This window comes from Pseudomonas sp. 008 (assembly GCF_016861935.1).
Classification (GTDB): Bacteria; Pseudomonadota; Gammaproteobacteria; order Pseudomonadales; family Pseudomonadaceae; genus Aquipseudomonas.
Genome location: NZ_BOMA01000011.1, coordinates 61,028 through 78,883, shown reverse-complemented (window position 1 = coordinate 78,883; position 17,856 = coordinate 61,028). Strand labels below are relative to the sequence as shown.

14 protein-coding genes and 1 pseudogene are annotated in these 17,856 nt (G+C 59.9%); 7 read left to right on the top strand and 8 right to left on the bottom strand.

Annotated elements, in window-relative coordinates; all coding sequences use genetic code 11:
- Positions 1 to 2: 2 nt before the first annotated feature.
- Positions 3 to 677, top strand: coding sequence for an alpha/beta family hydrolase (locus tag JUI81_RS21555; protein WP_019579903.1), 675 nt, complete (start codon positions 3 to 5; stop codon positions 675 to 677).
- A gap of 38 nt (positions 678 to 715) precedes the next feature.
- On the opposite strand, the pseudogene JUI81_RS32055 reads toward JUI81_RS21555, so the two are convergent.
- A pseudogene (locus tag JUI81_RS32055) lies at positions 716 to 820 on the bottom strand (aerotaxis receptor Aer); the annotation flags it as partial.
- An 8-nt stretch (positions 821 to 828) separates the two neighbouring features.
- A complete protein-coding gene (locus JUI81_RS21545) occupies positions 829 to 1,110 on the bottom strand; it encodes a type II toxin-antitoxin system YafO family toxin (RefSeq protein WP_231380607.1) in 282 nt (93 codons plus the stop codon).
- Here JUI81_RS21545 and JUI81_RS31855 point away from each other — a divergent pair.
- The gene (locus JUI81_RS31855; RefSeq protein ID WP_239077720.1) at positions 1,105 to 1,452 is read left to right on the top strand and encodes a hypothetical protein; all 348 of its coding nucleotides are present in this window, start codon (positions 1,105 to 1,107) and stop codon (positions 1,450 to 1,452) included. The genes JUI81_RS21545 and JUI81_RS31855 overlap by 6 nt on opposite strands.
- On the opposite strand, the gene JUI81_RS21535 is transcribed toward JUI81_RS31855, so the two are convergent.
- The 3 genes from JUI81_RS21535 to acnA form a co-directional block, all read right to left on the bottom strand.
- Positions 1,442 to 3,007 carry a PAS domain-containing methyl-accepting chemotaxis protein gene (locus JUI81_RS21535; protein WP_019579905.1) on the bottom strand — a complete coding sequence of 522 codons (1,566 nt, stop codon included), beginning with the start codon at positions 3,005 to 3,007 and terminating at the stop codon, positions 1,442 to 1,444. The genes JUI81_RS31855 and JUI81_RS21535 overlap by 11 nt on opposite strands.
- A 107-nt stretch (positions 3,008 to 3,114) precedes the next feature.
- A complete protein-coding gene (locus JUI81_RS21530; RefSeq protein WP_204125002.1) occupies positions 3,115 to 3,906 on the bottom strand; it encodes a CPBP family intramembrane glutamic endopeptidase in 792 nt (263 codons plus the stop codon).
- A gap of 111 nt (positions 3,907 to 4,017) precedes the next feature.
- Positions 4,018 to 6,759, bottom strand: coding sequence for an aconitate hydratase AcnA (gene acnA, locus JUI81_RS21525; protein ID WP_204125001.1), 2,742 nt, complete (start codon positions 6,757 to 6,759; stop codon positions 4,018 to 4,020).
- 222 nt (positions 6,760 to 6,981) lie between these two features.
- Here acnA and rlmM point away from each other — a divergent pair, with 222 nt between their 5' ends.
- The gene (gene rlmM / locus JUI81_RS21520) at positions 6,982 to 8,055 is read left to right on the top strand and encodes a 23S rRNA (cytidine(2498)-2'-O)-methyltransferase RlmM (protein WP_018925308.1); all 1,074 of its coding nucleotides are present in this window, start codon (positions 6,982 to 6,984) and stop codon (positions 8,053 to 8,055) included.
- A gap of 77 nt (positions 8,056 to 8,132) precedes the next feature.
- Positions 8,133 to 8,384 carry a sulfurtransferase TusA gene (tusA, locus tag JUI81_RS21515; protein WP_007907805.1) on the top strand — a complete coding sequence of 84 codons (252 nt, stop codon included), beginning with the start codon at positions 8,133 to 8,135 and terminating at the stop codon, positions 8,382 to 8,384.
- Between the two features lie 47 nt (positions 8,385 to 8,431).
- Here tusA and JUI81_RS21510 read toward each other — a convergent pair whose 3' ends face one another.
- On the bottom strand, positions 8,432 to 9,841 hold the full coding sequence (locus JUI81_RS21510) for an MATE family efflux transporter (RefSeq protein ID WP_019579908.1): 1,410 nt from the start codon (positions 9,839 to 9,841) through the stop codon (positions 8,432 to 8,434).
- A gap of 335 nt (positions 9,842 to 10,176) precedes the next feature.
- On the opposite strand from JUI81_RS21510, the gene pdxB reads away from it, so the two are divergent.
- Positions 10,177 to 11,319: a 4-phosphoerythronate dehydrogenase PdxB gene (gene pdxB / locus JUI81_RS21505; RefSeq protein ID WP_204125000.1), complete on the top strand. Its 1,143-nt coding sequence runs from the start codon at positions 10,177 to 10,179 to the stop codon at positions 11,317 to 11,319.
- Positions 11,320 to 11,410: 91 nt separating this feature from the next.
- On the opposite strand, the gene JUI81_RS21500 is transcribed toward pdxB, so the two are convergent.
- A complete protein-coding gene (locus JUI81_RS21500) occupies positions 11,411 to 11,590 on the bottom strand; it encodes a PA1571 family protein (protein WP_019579910.1) in 180 nt (59 codons plus the stop codon).
- 268 nt (positions 11,591 to 11,858) lie between these two features.
- Here JUI81_RS21500 and JUI81_RS21495 point away from each other — a divergent pair, with 268 nt between their 5' ends.
- Complete coding sequence (locus JUI81_RS21495) at positions 11,859 to 13,643, top strand: ABC transporter transmembrane domain-containing protein (RefSeq protein WP_026331762.1); 1,785 nt, start codon at positions 11,859 to 11,861, stop codon at positions 13,641 to 13,643.
- Between the two features lie 78 nt (positions 13,644 to 13,721).
- Here JUI81_RS21495 and JUI81_RS21490 read toward each other — a convergent pair whose 3' ends face one another.
- Positions 13,722 to 15,650, bottom strand: a complete 1,929-nt coding sequence (locus JUI81_RS21490; protein ID WP_019579912.1) for a transglycosylase SLT domain-containing protein — start codon at positions 15,648 to 15,650, stop codon at positions 13,722 to 13,724.
- A gap of 213 nt (positions 15,651 to 15,863) precedes the next feature.
- Here JUI81_RS21490 and JUI81_RS21485 point away from each other — a divergent pair, with 213 nt between their 5' ends.
- Positions 15,864 to 17,786 carry an ATP-binding cassette domain-containing protein gene (locus JUI81_RS21485; protein WP_018925314.1) on the top strand — a complete coding sequence of 641 codons (1,923 nt, stop codon included), beginning with the start codon at positions 15,864 to 15,866 and terminating at the stop codon, positions 17,784 to 17,786.
- The last annotated feature ends 70 nt before the right edge of the window (positions 17,787 to 17,856 follow it).

The following is a 17,856-nucleotide window of genomic DNA, read 5'->3' as shown; positions in this document are numbered from 1 at the left end:
GCATGGACAAACAGCACAAGGCCAGTATTGACGGGGATCAATGGGCGCAGTGCGTGCGGGATCACGGATGGCTGTGGAATGCCGCCTCGGTACCGGCCTCGGCGACACTGATTCTCGCCCATGGCGCCGGTGCGCCGATGGACAGCGGCTGGATGAGCGACATGGCTGCGCGCCTTGCCGCGCAAGGCGTCAACGTGTTGCGCTTCGAGTTTCCGTACATGGCCCAGCGGCGAGTGGACGGCGGCAAGCGCCCACCGAACCCGGCACCGAAACTGCTGGAATGCTGGCGTGAGGTGTATGCCGTGGTGCGACGCCATGTCACTGGGCGTCTGGCCATTGGCGGCAAGTCCATGGGCGGGCGGATGGCCAGTCTTTTGGCTGATGAACTGGGTGCGGATGCCTTGGTGTGCCTCGGTTATCCGTTCTATGCCGTCGGCAAACCGGAGAAACCTCGGGTTGAGCATTTGGCTGCGCTAAAGACACGGACGTTGATTGTGCAGGGCGAGCGCGATGCGCTGGGGAATCGTGAAGCCGTTGAGGCTTACACGTTGGCACCAGGTATCGAAGTGTTCTGGCTGGGGGCGGCGGACCATGATTTGAAACCGTTGAAGGCTTCGGGGTTTACGCATGAGCAGCATTTGGACGCGACAGCGAAGAAAGTCGCCGGGTTTCTGTGAGAAGCAAGATCAAAAGATCGCAGCCTTTGACTTTGTTGTCAGCGGTTAAACCGCTCCACCAACGAATACTGGGTATTCGCGGTCTTGGTCAGTTCCTCACTCAGCAGCGCCGAGTTTTGTGCCTGTTCCGAGGTCTGGTCCGTCATTTGAATCAACAGTCGTCCAGGTCGGGAAAGATGACTTTACCCACTACCCAAGGCCCAACGATTTCACAATGCACAGTGCGCAGGAATGAACCCCACTCACTTCGGTTATGGGCATCAGGGCCGGTGACAGTCAGCAAAAGGTATTCATCCCGAAAGGCATCAAAGGCATAGATCAGCCAGAAGTCATTGTCAGGATCTTCAACCAGAGCGGTTCGGTAATACTGGCGGTCGATTTTTGCCCATTGGGCTTGAATCGCTTGAGTGCTTGCCAGGTGGATGTGGTGCATATCGCTGAGGTCGAGCCGTTCGTCTCGCCCGAAAATAGTCGGCAGTTCGCCGCACAACTTTGTAGTTGTAAAAGTGTGCGGCGAAGTTTTGCCAGTTGTCTATTTGTTCAAAAAGTGCAGAGATTTTGGCAGCTGGCATCCATGGCCATGCAGGTGGAAACTGTGTTTGCCAATGTCGATACCGAGAAGCGTCATCGTGTTCATGAGAGATCCTCCGCCGAAAACGAGAAAAGCCCTGCAAGCGTAAACCTGCAGGGCTTCTCGGTCAGGCTGACCATCTCATTAAACCCGGAAGCTTTCGCTGTCCGGGTTATTTGTTTTTCGACCACGATCAGCGGTTAAACCGCTCCACCAACGAATACTGGGTATTCGCGGTCTTGGTCAGTTCTTCACTCAGCAGCGCCGAGTTCTGTGCCTGTTCCGAGGTCTGATCAGCCAGTTGCGAGATGTTGCTGATGTTGCGGCTGATTTCTTCGGCCACCGAACTTTGCTCTTCGGTCGCAGCAGCGATTTGGGTGGTCATGTCAGTGATGTGGGCTACCGCTTCGCTGATGCCCACCAGCGCCTGATCCGCTTCCAATACCCGCGCCACACCTTCTTCGGCCTGGCGATGGCCGGCCTCCATGGTTTGCACCGCCGTGCTGGCGGTTTGTTGCAGCTTGGCGATCAGGGCGTGGATCTGCCCGGTGGATTCGCTGGTGCGCTGCGCCAATTGGCGCACTTCGTCGGCCACCACCGCAAAACCACGACCCATCTCACCGGCACGCGCGGCTTCGATCGCAGCGTTCAAGGCGAGCAGGTTGGTCTGGTCGGCAATGCCTTTGATCACGTCGACCACGCCGCCGATTTCGTCGCTGTCCTTGGCCAGTTGCGTAACGGTCAGGCCGGTTTCACCGACCACCACTGACAGGCGTTGAATGGCTTCGCGGGTTTCACCTGCGATGTCGCGACCGCGACCGGTCAGGCGATTGGCTTCCTGAGTGGCGTCGGCGGTGCGCTGCACGTGACTGGCGACTTCCTGAGTGGTAGCGGCCATCTGATTGACGGCGGTCGCCACTTGCTCGGTTTCGACGCGCTGACGTTCCAGGCCGGTGGAGCTGTTGTGAGCCAGCGTGTCGGACTGTTTCGCTTGTTCGTTCAGATGCTCGGCGGTGTCTTGCAGGCGCGTCAGGCAGGTTTTCAGGCGAGCTTCCTGGCTGAGAATGGACATTTCCAAGCGTGCCTGGGCACCGCGGCTGTCGGTGTACATCTGCGCGATCAGCGGGTCGGACGTGGTCTGTTCGGCCAGGCGCAGCAAACGCTTGATGCCGCGCTGTTGCCAGCTCAAGCCCATCAAGCCCAACGGCACCGAAAGACCGGCGGCGAGGGCGAAGCCCCATTGCGACGTCAGGGTGGCGCCGATCATGAAGCTCAACTGGCTGACCAGAATGAACGGCAGCCAATCCTGAAGTACTGGCAACCACTTATCTCTTTGAGGAACGGCGGACTTGCCCTGGTTGATGCGTTGGTAGAGCGCTTCGGCACGGCGGATCTGCTCGGCGGTGGGCTTGACCCGCACCGACTCGTAACCGATCACCTGATTGCCTTCGAACACCGGTGTGACATAGGCGTTAACCCAGTAGTGGTCACCGGTCTTGCAGCGATTCTTGACAATGCCCATCCATGGCAAGCCTTGTTTCAGTGTGCCCCACATGTGCGCGAACACCGCAGCCGGGACGTCGGGGTGACGAACCAGGTTATGCGGCGCACGGATCAGTTCCTCACGCGAAAACCCGCTGATTTCGATGAAAGCATCGTTGCAGTAGGTGATCATGCCCTTGGCATCGGTGGTGGAAATCAACCGTTGCTGAGCCGGGAAGGTCCGTTCGCGTTGTGTAATGGGCTGGTTGTTACGCATGGCTTTTTCAATCCGCAAGGCTTTGATGGTGTATCGGCATCGTCGGGCATTTATTGAAGTTTTTTTTCAATAGATCAGTAACGCGTCGCAAAACGACCGCTGCGTCATCATCCCGCGAGCATCGGATACGTGAACAAGCCGAAATGCAGCAGATTCAAACCAAAATGGGTGGCGATGGCCGCACCTAACCCACCGAATCGGTAAGCCAGGCCATAGCCGATACCGGCCAGGCTCGCCAGTAACACCCATTGCCAGCCAGCGCCCAGATGAACGAGGCCAAATAGCAATGATGCGAGCACCAGCGCGAGGCTTTCGCCATAAGGCAGGTGTTTAAACTGCCGGATCAGACCGCCCTGGATGTAGCCGCGAAACAGCGCTTCTTCCACCAGCGTCACCAGCAACAGATTGTTCAGCATCCACAGCCAGGCCTGATCCGGCCATTTCGGTGCCCAACTGATCACCCCCAGCAACAGCGCACCACCCAGAGCCAGTACGGCACTCACGGTCAGGGCGAGGGCGGTGGCATACACGGACAGGCGCAGGGAGCGCCGACCGATAATCCACGGACAAACCAGCAACAGCCAGAAGCCGATCAGGGGTTTGTCCAGATTCAGGTACATGGCGAACCGCACGGCATCGTCGGTGAAACGCTGGGGATCGATGGCTCGACCGTTGTAGAAACCGGGAAGCCAGTGTGTCGCCAGCGCCACCGCCAGGACGATGAACAAGCCGTGGCCGAGGTAGCGGCCGAGGGGAATCTGTTGTTGGCGAACGGCGAAACCGGCGATCAGCAGTAACCCGAAAGAAATGGCAGCCAGCCAGCCGAGATGGCCGTAGATCAAAGCCAGGCCGTAGCCGAGCGAGAGAAGTGCCAGATAGATCCATGGCAGAGCGATCATTTGAAGTCCTTGAGGGCGGAGGTGCCTGTTTTCTTGGGGCGCGCAATTATAGAGACATACACCGCCCAAACAAAAACACCGCCCGAAGGCGGTGTCGTTGTCAGCTGGCTGTTACGAGGCAATCAACTGCCGCAACACGTAATGCAAAATCCCTCCAGCCTTGAAGTACTCCACTTCGTTCAGGGTATCGATCCGGCACAATACCTCGACCTTCTCCTGGCTGCCGTCTTCACGGGTGATGACCAGCGTCAGGTTCATCCGCGGAGTCAGTTCGACGCCCGTCAGGCCAAGAATGTCCAGGGTTTCCTTGCCGGTGAGGTTCAGGCTCTTGCGGTTCTGATCCAGCTTGAACTGCAGCGGCAACACGCCCATGCCCACCAGATTTGAACGGTGAATCCGCTCGAAGCTTTCTGCGATGACGGCTTTGACCCCCAGCAGGTTGGTGCCCTTGGCCGCCCAGTCACGGCTCGATCCGGTGCCGTATTCTTGCCCGGCGATCACCACCAGCGGCGTGCCCGATGCCTGGTAACGCATGGCCGCGTCGTAGATCGGCAGTTTTTCCCCGGTCGGAATGTAAATCGTGTTGCCGCCTTCTTCACCGCCGAGCATTTCGTTGCGAATGCGGATGTTGGCGAAGGTGCCGCGCATCATCACTTCGTGGTTGCCGCGACGTGAGCCGTAGGAGTTGAAGTCCCGCGGTTCCACTCCTTGTTCACGCAGGTAACGGCCGGCGGGGCTGTCGGTCTTGATGTTGCCGGCCGGGGAGATGTGGTCGGTGGTCACCGAGTCGCCGAGCAGCGCGAGGACTTTCGCCCCTTCGACATCCTTGACCACCGGCGCAGGACCGCCAATGTCATCGAAGAAGGGCGGATGCTGGATATACGTCGAATCGTTGTTCCAGACATAAGTCGCCGCCTGCGGCACTTCGATGGCTTGCCACTGCTCGTCGCCGGCGAACACTTCGGCGTACTCCTTGTGGAACATTGCGGTGTTCACCTGAGTTACCGCGTCGGCGATTTCCTTGGTGCTCGGCCAGATGTCTCGCAGGTAAACCGGGTGGCCGTCCTTGTCGTTTCCCAAGGGCTCGCTGCTGATGTCGATGCGCACCGTGCCGGCCAGCGCGTAGGCGACGACCAGGGGCGGGGAGGCCAGCCAGTTGGTTTTCACCAGCGGATGCACGCGGCCTTCGAAGTTGCGGTTGCCCGACAGCACCGAGGCGACGGTCAGGTCGGCTTTCTGGATGGCTTTTTCAATCGGCTCCGGCAACGGCCCGGAGTTGCCGATGCAGGTGGTGCAGCCATAACCGACCAGGGCAAAACCGAGTTGGTCGAGGTATTGGGTCAGACCGGCTGCCTTGTAATAGTCGGTGACCACTTTCGAACCGGGGGCCAGGGAGCTCTTGACCCACGGTTTGCGCTTGAGGCCTTTTTCCACGGCTTTTTTCGCCAGCAGCCCGGCCGCCATCATCACGCTGGGGTTGGAGGTGTTGGTGCAAGAGGTGATCGCGGCAATCACCACCGCACCGTTTTTCAGCCGATGCGTATGGCCTTCGTGGGCGTAGTCCGCCTCACCGATCAGATCGGCGTTGCCCACTGCGACACCGCCGCCGCCCTCACTTTCGAGGCGACCTTCTTCCTTGCTGGTCGGTTTGACTTGCAGGCCGAGAAAGTCAGCGAACGCTTGCGCGACATTCGGCAACGAGACGCGGTCTTGTGGGCGCTTCGGCCCGGCGAGGCTGGCTTCGACGCTGCCCATGTCCAGCGCCAGGCTGTCGGTGAACACCGGCTCTTTGCCGGGCAGGCGCCACAGGCCCTGGGTCTTGCTGTAGGCCTCCACCAGTTTCACGGTTTCCGTGGTGCGGCCGGACAGGCGCAAGTATTCCAGGGTCACCTCGTCCACCGGGAAGAAGCCGCAGGTGGCGCCGTATTCCGGAGCCATGTTAGCAATGGTCGCGCGGTCGGCCAGCGGCAGGTCGGCGAGGCCGTCGCCGTAGAACTCGACGAATTTGCCGACCACACCTTTCTTGCGCAGCATCTGGGTGACGGTCAGCACCAGGTCGGTGGCGGTGATGCCTTCCTTGAGCTTGCCAGTGAGTTTGAAGCCGATCACTTCCGGAATCAGCATCGACACCGGTTGACCCAGCATCGCCGCTTCCGCTTCGATCCCGCCGACGCCCCAGCCGAGTACGCCGAGGCCGTTGATCATGGTGGTGTGGGAGTCAGTGCCGACCAGGGTGTCGGGGAAAGCATAGGTGCGGCCGTCCTCATCCTTGGTCCAGACCGTGCGTCCTAGGTATTCAAGGTTGACCTGGTGACAGATACCGGTGCCCGGCGGCACCACGCTGAAGTTGGCGAAGGCGCTCTGACCCCAGCGCAGGAAGGCGTACCGCTCGTGGTTGCGCTGCATTTCGATGTCGACGTTCTGTTCGAAGGCGCTTGAGCTGGCGAACTTGTCGACCATCACCGAGTGGTCGATCACCAGGTCCACCGGCGACAGCGGATTGATGCGCTGTGGGTCGCCACCGGCCTTGGCCATGGCGGCGCGCATGGCGGCCAGGTCGACCACGGCCGGGACACCGGTAAAGTCCTGCATCAATACCCGCGCGGGGCGGTATTGGATTTCGCGGTCGGAGCGACGCTCCTTGAGCCAGGCGGCAATCGCCTTGAGGTCGGCGCCGGTGACGGTTTTCTCGTCCTCCCAGCGCAGCAGGTTTTCCAGCAACACTTTCAACGACATGGGCAGCTTGTCGAGATCACCCAGGCTCTTGGCGGCTTCGGGCAAGCTGAAGTAGTGATAGGTCTTGTCGTCGACTTGTAAGGTTTTAAGGGTTTTCAGGCTATCGAGGGACGGCATTGAAATGACTCCTTTAAGTCCACACGGCTACGGACTGAGGGACGGGCAGATGTTTAAACCTAGTCCTGTTTGGTGCTTAAGGCTAATAACTGGACCCTAAGGGCAAGTCCAAGGTTCCGAACTCGGCTATCATGCGCCGGTTTTCGTGACAGGCTTTGCTTCAACGCAAGCCTGGGCATCGCGCAGTGGCGCAATTTTTCCGCCAACTGCCCAGGAGTAAGAATGAACACCCTCTTTATGCATTGCCGACCGGGCTTCGAAGGCGAAGTCTGTTCCGAGATTTCCGAACATGCCGCGCGGCTGAACGTGGCCGGTTATGCCAAGGCCAAAACCGCCAGCGCCTATGCCGAATTCATCTGCACCGAAGAAGACGGCGCCGAACGCCTGATGCGTGGCCAGCGTTTCGCCGACCTGATCTTCCCGCGCCAGTGGGCCCGTGGGATCTTTATTGATCTGCCGGAAACCGACCGCATCAGCGTGATCCTCGCCCACATGGCGGACTTCCCGCTGTGCGGCAGCCTGTGGCTGGAAATGGTCGACACCAACGATGGCAAAGAGCTGTCGAACTTCTGCAAGAAGTTTGAAGTGCACCTGCGCAAGGCGTTGATGGCGGCCGGCAAACTGGTGGAAGACCCTAACAAGCCGCGTCTGCTGCTGACCTTCAAGAGCGGCCGCGAAGTGTTCATGGGGCTGGCGGAGTCGAACAACTCGGCGATGTGGCCGATGGGCATTCCGCGCCTGAAGTTCCCCCGTGAAGCGCCGAGCCGTTCGACGTTGAAGCTGGAAGAGGCCTGGCATCACTTCATTCCCCGCGACCAGTGGGATGAGCGTCTGCACAGCGACATGACCGGTGTCGACCTCGGCGCCGCCCCGGGCGGCTGGACCTGGCAACTGGTCAACCGCGGCATGCTGGTGACCGCCATCGACAATGGCCCGATGGCCGAAAGCCTGATGGATACTGGTCTGGTGCAGCATTTGATGGCGGACGGTTTCACCTTCAAGCCCAAGCAGCCGGTGGACTGGATGGTCTGTGACATTGTCGAGAAGCCGGCGCGCAACGCGGCGATGCTGGAAGAATGGATTGGCGAGGGGCATTGCCGGGAAGCGGTGGTCAACCTCAAGCTGCCGATGAAACAGCGTTATGCCGAAGTGAAGCGCTTGCTGGAGCGTATTGCCGAGGGGTTCAAGGCGCGGGGCATTCGGGTTGAAATCGGCTGCAAGCAGCTGTATCACGACCGTGAAGAAGTGACCTGCCATTTGCGCCGGCTTGACGTGAAAAAACCGAAATCCCGCTGATTCACACGGTCCCGCTCCCACAGGTGACCGAACACCCGGCAATGCGCGACAATGCCGGCAAGTTTCAGGAGTAAACCATGAGTGAAATGATCGATACGCCGGTCGACGGCACCCTCGACGCCACCGGCCTCAATTGCCCGGAACCGGTGATGATGCTGCACCAGCACATCCGTGACCTGGTGCCCGGCGGCCTGCTGAAGGTGATCGCCACTGACCCGTCGACCCGTCGCGACATCCCCAAGTTCTGCGTGTTCCTCGACCACGAGTTGGTGGCGCAGCACGAAGAGGCAGGCACCTACCTGTATTGGATCCGCAAGAAACTCGCTTAACGGGCACAAAAAAGGCCTGCATGTGCAGGCCCTTTTTTTGCGCTCGCTTAACCGGCCGAACGGCTGATGCGGATCCGTTTGCGTGCGCTGCGTGCCAGGCGGATCGACAGCATCAGCGCCGCGCAACTCAAGCCGACGATCAAACCCTGCCACAGCCCGCTCGGGCCACTCGGCGCGCTGAACCAATCGGTCAGGCCCAAGGCGTAACCCACCGGCAAACCGATGCCCCAATAAGCGAACAGCGTCAGGATCATCGTCACTCGCGTGTCTTGATAGCCGCGCAGTGCGCCGGCCGCTGTCACCTGGATCGCATCGGAAAACTGGAACAGCGCCGAGTACACAATCAGCATCGCGGCTACGTGAATCACCGTCGGATCGGCGGTGTAGATTGCGGCGATGGGTTCACGCAGCAACAGCATCATGCTTGCGGAAATGCACGCATAAGCCAGTGCCGTGCCCATACCGACCCCGGCGGCGAAGCGTGCTTCGCGTGGTTCTTCACGGCCCAGTGCCTGGCCGACCCGCACGGTCACGGCCATGCCCAGGGAGTAGGGGATCATGAACACCAGTGAGCTGAAATTCAGGGCGATCTGGTGCCCGGCGACCACCGTGGCGCCGAGGCTGCCGATCAGCAGGGCGATCACCGCAAAGATGCTCGACTCGGCGAAAACGGCGATGCCGATTGGCAGGCCGATGCCCAGCAAACGTTTGATCACCGCCCACTGGGGCCAGTCGAAACGGCTGAACAACTGGCTCGACTGATAGGCTGGCGCCCACCGTTCCCAGCCGGCCATCCCCAGCGCCATCACCCACATCACGATTGCCGTGGCCCAGCCGCAGCCGACACCGCCCATCGCCGGCACACCAAAGTGGCCATAGATGAAAATGTAATTGAGCGGAATATTCAGCGCCAGCCCGCACAAGCCAAGGACCATGGCCGGACGCGTGCGACCCAGGCCATCACTGAAGCAGCGCAATACGTGATAGAACGCGACGGCGGGCAGGCCGCTGGCGATGCCGTGCAGGTACTGCATGCACGGGCCGATCAGCTCGGGATCGACCTTCATGATATGCAGGATCGGTTCGGCGCTGAACAGCAGGCCGGTCGCCATCAAACCCACCACCAACGCCAGCCACAAGGCCTGACGCACGATCGGGCCGATCTCGCTGTGAGTGCCGGCACCGAAGCGCTGGGCGACTTTCGGGGTGGTGGCCAGCAGCGTACCGGTCATCAACAGAAACACCGGCACCCAGATCGAGTTGCCTAACGCGACGGCCGCAAGATCGCGAGGCCCGACCCGTCCCGCCATCACCGCATCGACGAAGCCCATGGCGGTGGTCGCCAGTTGCGCGATCATGATCGGCAACGCCAGGCCGAGCAGGTTTTTCAGCTCCAGGCGAACCCGGGCCGGGCGGTTGAGGGAAATAGCGGCGGTGGGGTCGGTCACGGAATTCAAGGCGAAACGTCCAAAGGATTTTGATGCGCGAGGCGGCGCATTCTACGCCTTGACGCAATGGTCAGGAAAAATCCTGTGTTGCGGATTTGTAATCAGTTTTACAGGCATCCCCCACTCCCTGTGGCGAGGGAGCTTGCTCCCGCTGGGCTGCGCAGCAGCCCCAAAAGCAGCTGTCCAGTTCCTTCAGACACACCGCGGCATCAGTCTTTGCGACTGCTTTGCAGCCGGATGGGAGCAAGCTCCCTCGCCACAGGGGGGCAACTAAGGTGCTTAATACCTGCTGGCCCATCACCTCCATCTGCGCCTAAACTGCCGGTCCGCCAAAGGAGCCTGCCATGTTGATTGTTGCCGACGAAAATATCCCGCTGCTCGATGCCTTCTTCGAAGGTTTCGGTGAAATCCGCCGAGTGCCGGGACGTTCCATCGACCGCGCCACCGTCGAACAGGCCGATGTGCTGCTGGTGCGCTCAGTGACCAACGTCAATCGCGCATTGCTCGAAGGCAGCAAAGTGCGCTTTGTCGGCACATGCACCATCGGCACCGATCATTTGGATCTGGACTACTTTCAGCAGGCCGGCATCACCTGGTCCAGCGCGCCAGGCTGCAATGCCCGGGGTGTGGTCGATTACGTGCTGGGCAGCTTGCTGACCCTGGCCGAAATCGAAGGTGCCGACCTGACTCAGCGCACTTACGGCGTGGTCGGCGCCGGCGAGGTGGGCGGGCGGCTGGTCAAGGTTCTGCAAGGCCTGGGCTGGAATGTGCTGGTTTGCGATCCGCCACGGCAAGCCGCTGAAGGGGGCGATTACGTCAGTCTCGAGCAGATCATCGAGCAATGCGATGTCGTCAGCCTGCACACGCCGCTGGACAAACAGGGCCCTCAGGCAACCTGGCATCTGTTCGATAAAAACCGTTTAAACCAACTCAAACCCGGCACCTGGCTGATCAATGCAAGTCGTGGCCCGGTGATCGACAACGCCGCCCTGCGTCAGGTGCTGTTGCGGCGTGAAGATCTGCAAGCGGTGCTGGATGTCTGGGAGGCTGAGCCTGAAGTCGATGTAGCGCTGGCGGAGTTGTGTGTCATCGCGACGCCGCACATTGCCGGCTACAGCCTCGACGGCAAACAGCGCGGGACGGCGCAGATCTATCAGGCGTTTTGCAAATTTCTTGGGCAACCGGAACAGGTCAGCCTGAACGATTTGTTGCCAGCGCCATGGCTGTCGGCTGTTACGTTGAATGCTGACACCGATCCGGCCTGGGCGCTGGCGATGTTGTGCCGTGGCGTGTATGACCCGCGCCGTGACGACGCGGATTTCCGTCGTAGCCTTGTAGGTAATGTGAACGAACAACGTGTGGCGTTCGATGCGTTGCGCAAACATTACCCGCTGCGGCGTGAAATCGATGGGTTGAAAGTGCGGGTCGAAGGGGATTCGCCGGCGTTGCAGCAGATCGTGGCGGCCTTAGGCGCAACCTCTGCCTAGCAAACTGACCGGATCCCTACAAAAGCCACACAAAACAGACACCCATAAAAAACCCGGTCAACAGGGCCGGGTCAAGAAGACGGTGGCTATATCACTTTTGTTCGGCAGGCTTGACCAATCGCTTTTCCAGTTCGCGGCAAGCGTCCTGGATCATGCTTTCAGTGATCGGTACTTCGCGCCCATCCTCATCAATAATCGAGCAACCCAGAGACTGGTCTGGCTGCGTGCGGATCACTGGAATCTTGTCATCGCTGCTGTTTTGCAAGGACATGGCCTGTCTCCTCATCAGGTTGTTTGCTTACTGTAGAACCGCCAAGTGACCGGGCTGTGACAACTCCCTGCGATCTTTCAGGTCGGCCTCTTCAGTCCATCAGAAATACCCTGACGTTTCCACCCGGACTTTAGACCAATAACCTCTAGCCACTAGTCTTGGTGGTCATAATTAACGTTACTCATTGTGATTTACAGCGTTCAAGCCGATTGACCGGTGTAGGCTTGATCGGGTCAAAACCCATTGGTTGCATCATCGGATGATCTTCATGCTCTCTGCCCGTCACCGCCGCGCCATTCGCCTGGCCAGCCGTTTCATCACGCCTTATCGCTGGCCGGCCTTAGGCGCCTTGCTGGCGTTAATTGTCACTGCCGGCATCACCTTGTCCATGGGGCAGGGGATTCGCCTGTTGGTGGATCAGGGTTTCATGACCCAGTCGACGCATTTGCTCAATCAGTCCATCGGCCTGTTCATGTTGCTGGTGATCGGTCTGGCGATCGGCACCTTTGTCCGCTTTTACCTGGTGTCGTGGATCGGCGAGCGCGTTGTCGCGGACATCCGCCGTCGGGTGTTCAACCACCTGGTCTATCTGCATCCGGGCTTTTATGAAGACAACCGCAGCTCCGAGATCCAGTCACGACTGACTGCCGACACCACGCTGCTGCAATCGGTGATCGGCTCTTCGCTATCGCTGTTCCTGCGCAACGGGCTGATGGTGATCGGCGGGATTGTCTTGTTGTTTATTACCAACCCCAAGCTGACCAGCATCGTAGTGGTCGCGTTGCCGTTGGTGGTCGCGCCGATTCTGATTTTTGGCCGCCGGGTACGCACCCTGTCGCGCCAGAGCCAGGATCGGGTTGCCGATATCGGCAGTTATGTGTCCGAAACCCTGAGTCAGATCAAAACCGTGCAGGCCTACAACCATCAGGTGCAGGACGAGCAGCGTTTTGCCGCGACCGTGGAAGAGGCTTTCAATACCGCCCGCAAGCGCATCTTCCAGCGGGCCTGGTTGATTACCCTGGTGATCCTGCTGGTGTTGGGGGCTGTCGGGGTAATGCTCTGGGTCGGCGGCATGGATGTGATCGCCGGGCGGATTTCCGCAGGCGAACTGGCAGCGTTTGTCTTCTACAGCCTGATCGTCGGCGGCGCCTTCGGCACCTTGAGTGAAGTGATCGGCGAACTGCAGCGAGCAGCAGGGGCGGCGGAACGGATTGCCGAATTGCTGCGTTCGGAAAACATCATTCAGCCCCCGACCCATGGGCTGGTGACCTTGCCTGAGCGGGTGAAGGGCGATCTGGTGCTGCAAGATGTGCGCTTTTCCTACCCGTCGCGTCCTGAGAGCTATGCCGTCGATGGTTTGAGTCTGACGATCAACGCCGGCGAAACCCTCGCTCTGGTCGGGCCGTCAGGTGCTGGCAAATCGACGGTGTATGACCTGCTGTTGCGCTTTTACGACCCCGCTGAAGGACGCATCCTGCTGGACGGTGTGCCGCTGACCCAACTCGACCCTCTGGACCTGCGTCGCTGCTTCGCCCTCGTCTCGCAAACCCCGGCGCTGTTCTTCGGCAGCATCGAAGAGAACATTCGCTACGGCCACCCGACGGCGACTTTGGCCCAGGTCCAGGAAGCCGCCAAAATTGCCTACGCCCACGACTTCATCGAGCAAATGCCCAACGGCTACCAGACCCACCTCGGCGACGCGGGTCTCGGTTTGTCCGGCGGTCAACGCCAACGCCTGGCTATCGCCCGGGCACTGTTGGTGGACGCGCCGATCCTGCTGCTCGACGAAGCCACCAGCGCCCTCGACGCCCAGAGCGAGCATCTGATCCAGCAAGCCCTGCCCAGCCTGATGAAAAACCGCACCACACTGGTCATCGCCCATCGACTGGCGACAGTGAAAAACGCTGACCGAATCGCGGTGATGGACCAAGGTAAACTGGTGGCGGTGGGGACGCATCAAGAGTTGATTGCGAGCAATGCGTTGTATGCGCGATTGGCTGCATTGCAGTTTAGTGATGGGCTCCATACCCCAATCGACCAAGTAACTGACTAAGTAACCGACCAAGTCGAGCACCATAAAAATGCCCGCATCAATCGATGCGGGCATTTTTGTCAGCGTTTCAAAGCAGGCTTATTGATCGTCAAAGTAACGTTCATGCCAATCCACCAGCGGCTGCGGTGAATTGAGCTTCTGGCCGTAGATCACCGAATACGAAAGCACGTTCTGCACGTACTGGCGGGTTTCGTCGAACGGGATGCTTTCCACCCACACATCGAAACTCAAGTGATCGGCGCCGCGCAGCCATTGACGCACGCGGCCGGGGCCGGCGTTGTAGGCAGCGGAGGCGAGGACGCGGTTGCCGTTGAACTGGCTATGGACCTGGCTCAGATAAGCGGCGCCGAGCTGGATGTTTTTGTCCGGATCGAGCACTTGCTGTGGCGAGGCCAGGGGAATGCTGAACTTGCGCGCGGTTTCCTTGGCGGTGCCGGGCATCAGTTGCATCAAGCCGCTGGCGCCAACGCCGGAACGGGCGTCGTCCATGAAGGCGCTTTCCTGACGAGTGATCGCGAACACCCAGCTCGAGTGCAGGCCACGGACCTTGGCTTCACGCACCAGGGTATCGCGGTGAGCCATCGGGAAGCGGATGTCCAGGTCGTCCCAGTACTGCGCCTTACTGATGGTGCGGATTGCCGGGAAATACCATTTCAGGTCATAGGCCAGTTTCGCCTGGGCGACCATCTCGTCACGACTGAAATGCTGGCTGACGTGGTACCACTCACGTCGGCCGTCGACGATCTGTCCGCGTGCATGGAACTCCAGCGCGCGGCGCACACCGGGTGTATTGCGCACCTTGTTGATCAGCGCTTGGCTGAGCATCAGCGGTTTGTTGATCAGCGAGTAGGGAGACTGCGAACGATCGGCCGCCAGGAAGCCGTAGAAGTCGCGTTCGCGAGCCAGGCCCTTGTAAAGCGTTTGCGCTTGTGGATTCTGTGGCTGCGCCAACTCCAGGGTGCGAGCCTGCCAGTAACGCCAGCGGTTGGTGGTGGCCAGGTCCTGAGGCAGGCGGCGGGTCAACTGATAGGCGTCGTCCCAACGAGCCAGGCGCAACAGCAGGCGCAAGCGCCATTCCGAAACGGTGTTGTCCCGCAGTTCCGGGTCATATTTGGTCATCACGTCCAGTGCGCGACTGTCAAAACGTCGAGCGAGGGTCAGCCCGATTTCCCGGGCGATCGCGACTTTTTCGTCTCGGGAAAAATGCATGCTGCTGGCGTAGCCGTCGAGCAGGGCCATGGCCCTGTCCGGATCCTGACGGGCCAGGCGGCGCAGGCCAAGGCTGACGATGTCGGACATCGGCTCATCGGCCGGGGTAAAGCGCGACGGCTGATTCAGCAGTTCGGGTTTCTGCGCCACATCCACCAGCAGGCGACCGCGCGGGGCGAGGGTCGTCAGGCCATTGATCAGGCTGTTGGCCAGCGGGTAGTTGCCGGCCTGGGCGGCGAGCTTGGTGCGTTCCCAGCGTTTCTGTTCAGTCAGTTGACCATCGGCGGCCCACATGCCGAACACTGCATCGCATGCCTCGGGCCGGGTTTTGCCGCTCAGCCAGAGTTTGTCAGCGTTGGCGTAACCTTCGGCCTTACGGTTATGGCTGATCTGATACTGCGCGTTCAGGCAGTCCAGTTCGGTGAAATTGAGCTTGGGGTCATAATATTTGACGAACGTTTCCCAATCGCCGCGTTCAGCCAGCCAGCGCAGCCAGCGCAATTTCATCCAGTTGGCTTGCGGCAGGTCACCATGTTCGGCGAGGAAACTCTCGATTTCGGCGTTGTTCGCGGTTTTCAGTCGCGCGGTCAGTTCGTCATAGGCCAGGTAGGGTGTCAGCGGATAATCGCTGAGCGCCTGGCTATAACGGAAATATGGGCCGGAATCGCCCTTGGCCAAGGCACGCTTGGCTTCGTCGTAATATTGTCGTTGGGTAGACAGGTCTACCGCCTGGGCGGATTGAACGGCAGCGGCTGTAAGAAGCAAGCATGAAAAAAGACTGAAAAGGCGACTGCGCATGAGACATCCGGGCAGAGAAATCATGACAAGTGCCGATAAAACCGGCACCTAATTATCTGTAGCTTAGCCTTTTGCCAGCAACGGGCGAAAGCTTTGCCGACATGCCAGCATAAGTTCGCAACAATTGTTGTGCAGAGTGCTTCGACATTGAAATTGCCGGCCTTCTGTAGCCTCAAGTCAGGTAGAATGCGCGCCCGGTTTTTGGAGAAGCTCATGACCCTGCTCAAATTCAGCGATGTGTCCCTTGCTTTCGGCGCTATGCCGTTGTTGGACAAGGTGTCCTGGCAGATCGCCCGTGGTGAGCGGGTGTGCATCATCGGCCGCAACGGCACTGGCAAGTCCAGCATGATGAAGCTCGTCAAGGGCGACCAGAAGCCCGACGATGGCTCCGTTTGGCGCGCACCTGGCCTCAAGATTGGTGAATTGCCGCAAGAATTGCCGGTAGCCGACGAGCGGACCGTGTTCGACGTGGTCGCCGAAGGCCTCGACGGCGTTGGCGCGTTGCTTGCCGAATATCACCATCTGAGCCAGAACATCGTCACTGACGCCGATCTGGACAAACTGATGCACGTCCAGCACGACCTCGAAGCCCGAGATGGCTGGCGCTTGCAGCAACTGGTCGACAGCACCTTGAGCCGTCTGCAGTTGCCTGCCGACAAGACCCTCGCCGAATTGTCCGGCGGCTGGCGTCGTCGCGTCCTGCTGGCCCAGGCCCTGGTTTCCGAACCGGACCTGCTGCTGCTCGACGAACCGACCAACCACCTGGACATCGGTGCCATCGCCTGGCTTGAAGAAGCGCTGAAGGATTTCCAGGGCGCCGTGCTGTTCATCACGCACGACCGTTCATTCCTGCAGAACCTTGCAACCCGGATCCTGGAACTGGATCGCGGCGGCTTGATCGACTGGAACGGCGATTACGCCAGCTTCCTCGTGCACAAAGAGGCCACATTGGCCGCTGAAGAAACCGCCAACGCGCTGTTCGATAAGAAACTGGCCCAAGAAGAAGTCTGGATCCGCCAGGGCATCAAGGCGCGTCGCACCCGTAACGAAGGCCGTGTCCGTGCACTGAAAGCCCTGCGCGTCGAGCGTAGCGAGCGTCGTGAGCGTACCGGCAAGGCCAACATTCAGCTGGATACCGCCGACAAGTCCGGCAAGCAGGTAATGGTGCTCGAGAACGTGAGTTTCGCTCACCCGGGCGGCCCGTTCCTGATCAAGGATTTCTCGATGGTCCTGCAGCGCGGCGACCGCATCGGTCTGCTCGGCGCCAACGGTACCGGCAAGACCACGCTGTTGAAGCTGATGCTCAACGGTCTGCAACCGACCAGCGGCACAGTGGAAGAGGGGACGCGCATCGACGTGGCCTATTTCGACCAGTTGCGCCATCAGTTGGATCTGGAAAAGACCGTGATCGACAACGTGGCTGAAGGTCGCGACTTCATCGATATCGATGGCCAGAGCCGTCACGTGCTGAGCTACCTTGGCGACTTCCTGTTCAGCCCGCAGCGTGCCCGCACGCCGGTCAAGGCGTTGTCCGGTGGTGAGCGTGCGCGTCTGCTGCTGGCCAAACTGTTCAGCAAACCGGCGAACCTGCTGGTGCTCGACGAACCGACCAACGACCTCGATGTGGAAACCCTCGAACTGCTGGAAGAGGTCTTGCTGACCTTCAACGGCACCGTGTTGATGGTCAGCCACGACCGGGCATTCCTCGACAACGTGGTCACCAGTACCCTGGTCTTCGAAGGCGAAGGCAAGGTTCGCGAATACGTCGGCGGTTATCAGGACTGGCTGCGTCAGGGCGGCTCGCCGCGCCTGCTGGGTGTGACCGAGAGCAAGTCCGGCAAAGCCGACCTGAATTCGGCTGTCGTGACGGCCGAACCTGCGCCGGTTGCTGCAGTGGAAACGCCAGCGCCGGTGGCAAAAAAGAAACTCAGCTACAAGTTGCAGCGCGAGCTGGAAGCCTTGCCTGGCCAGATCGAAGCCATGGAGCAGCAGATCGCGGTGGTTGAAGCGCAGATGGCGGACGCCGGTTTCTATCAGCGTCCTCCTGCCGAGACGGCTGCAGTGATCGCTCAGCTTGAGCAGTTACAGGCTGAACTCGACGTGATGGTCGAGCGCTGGGCAGAACTGGATGCCTGATTGATCCGGCTATAAAAAAGCCCGGCTTCACTCGTGTGAATGCCGGGCTTTTCGTAAGGGTTTTATTGTT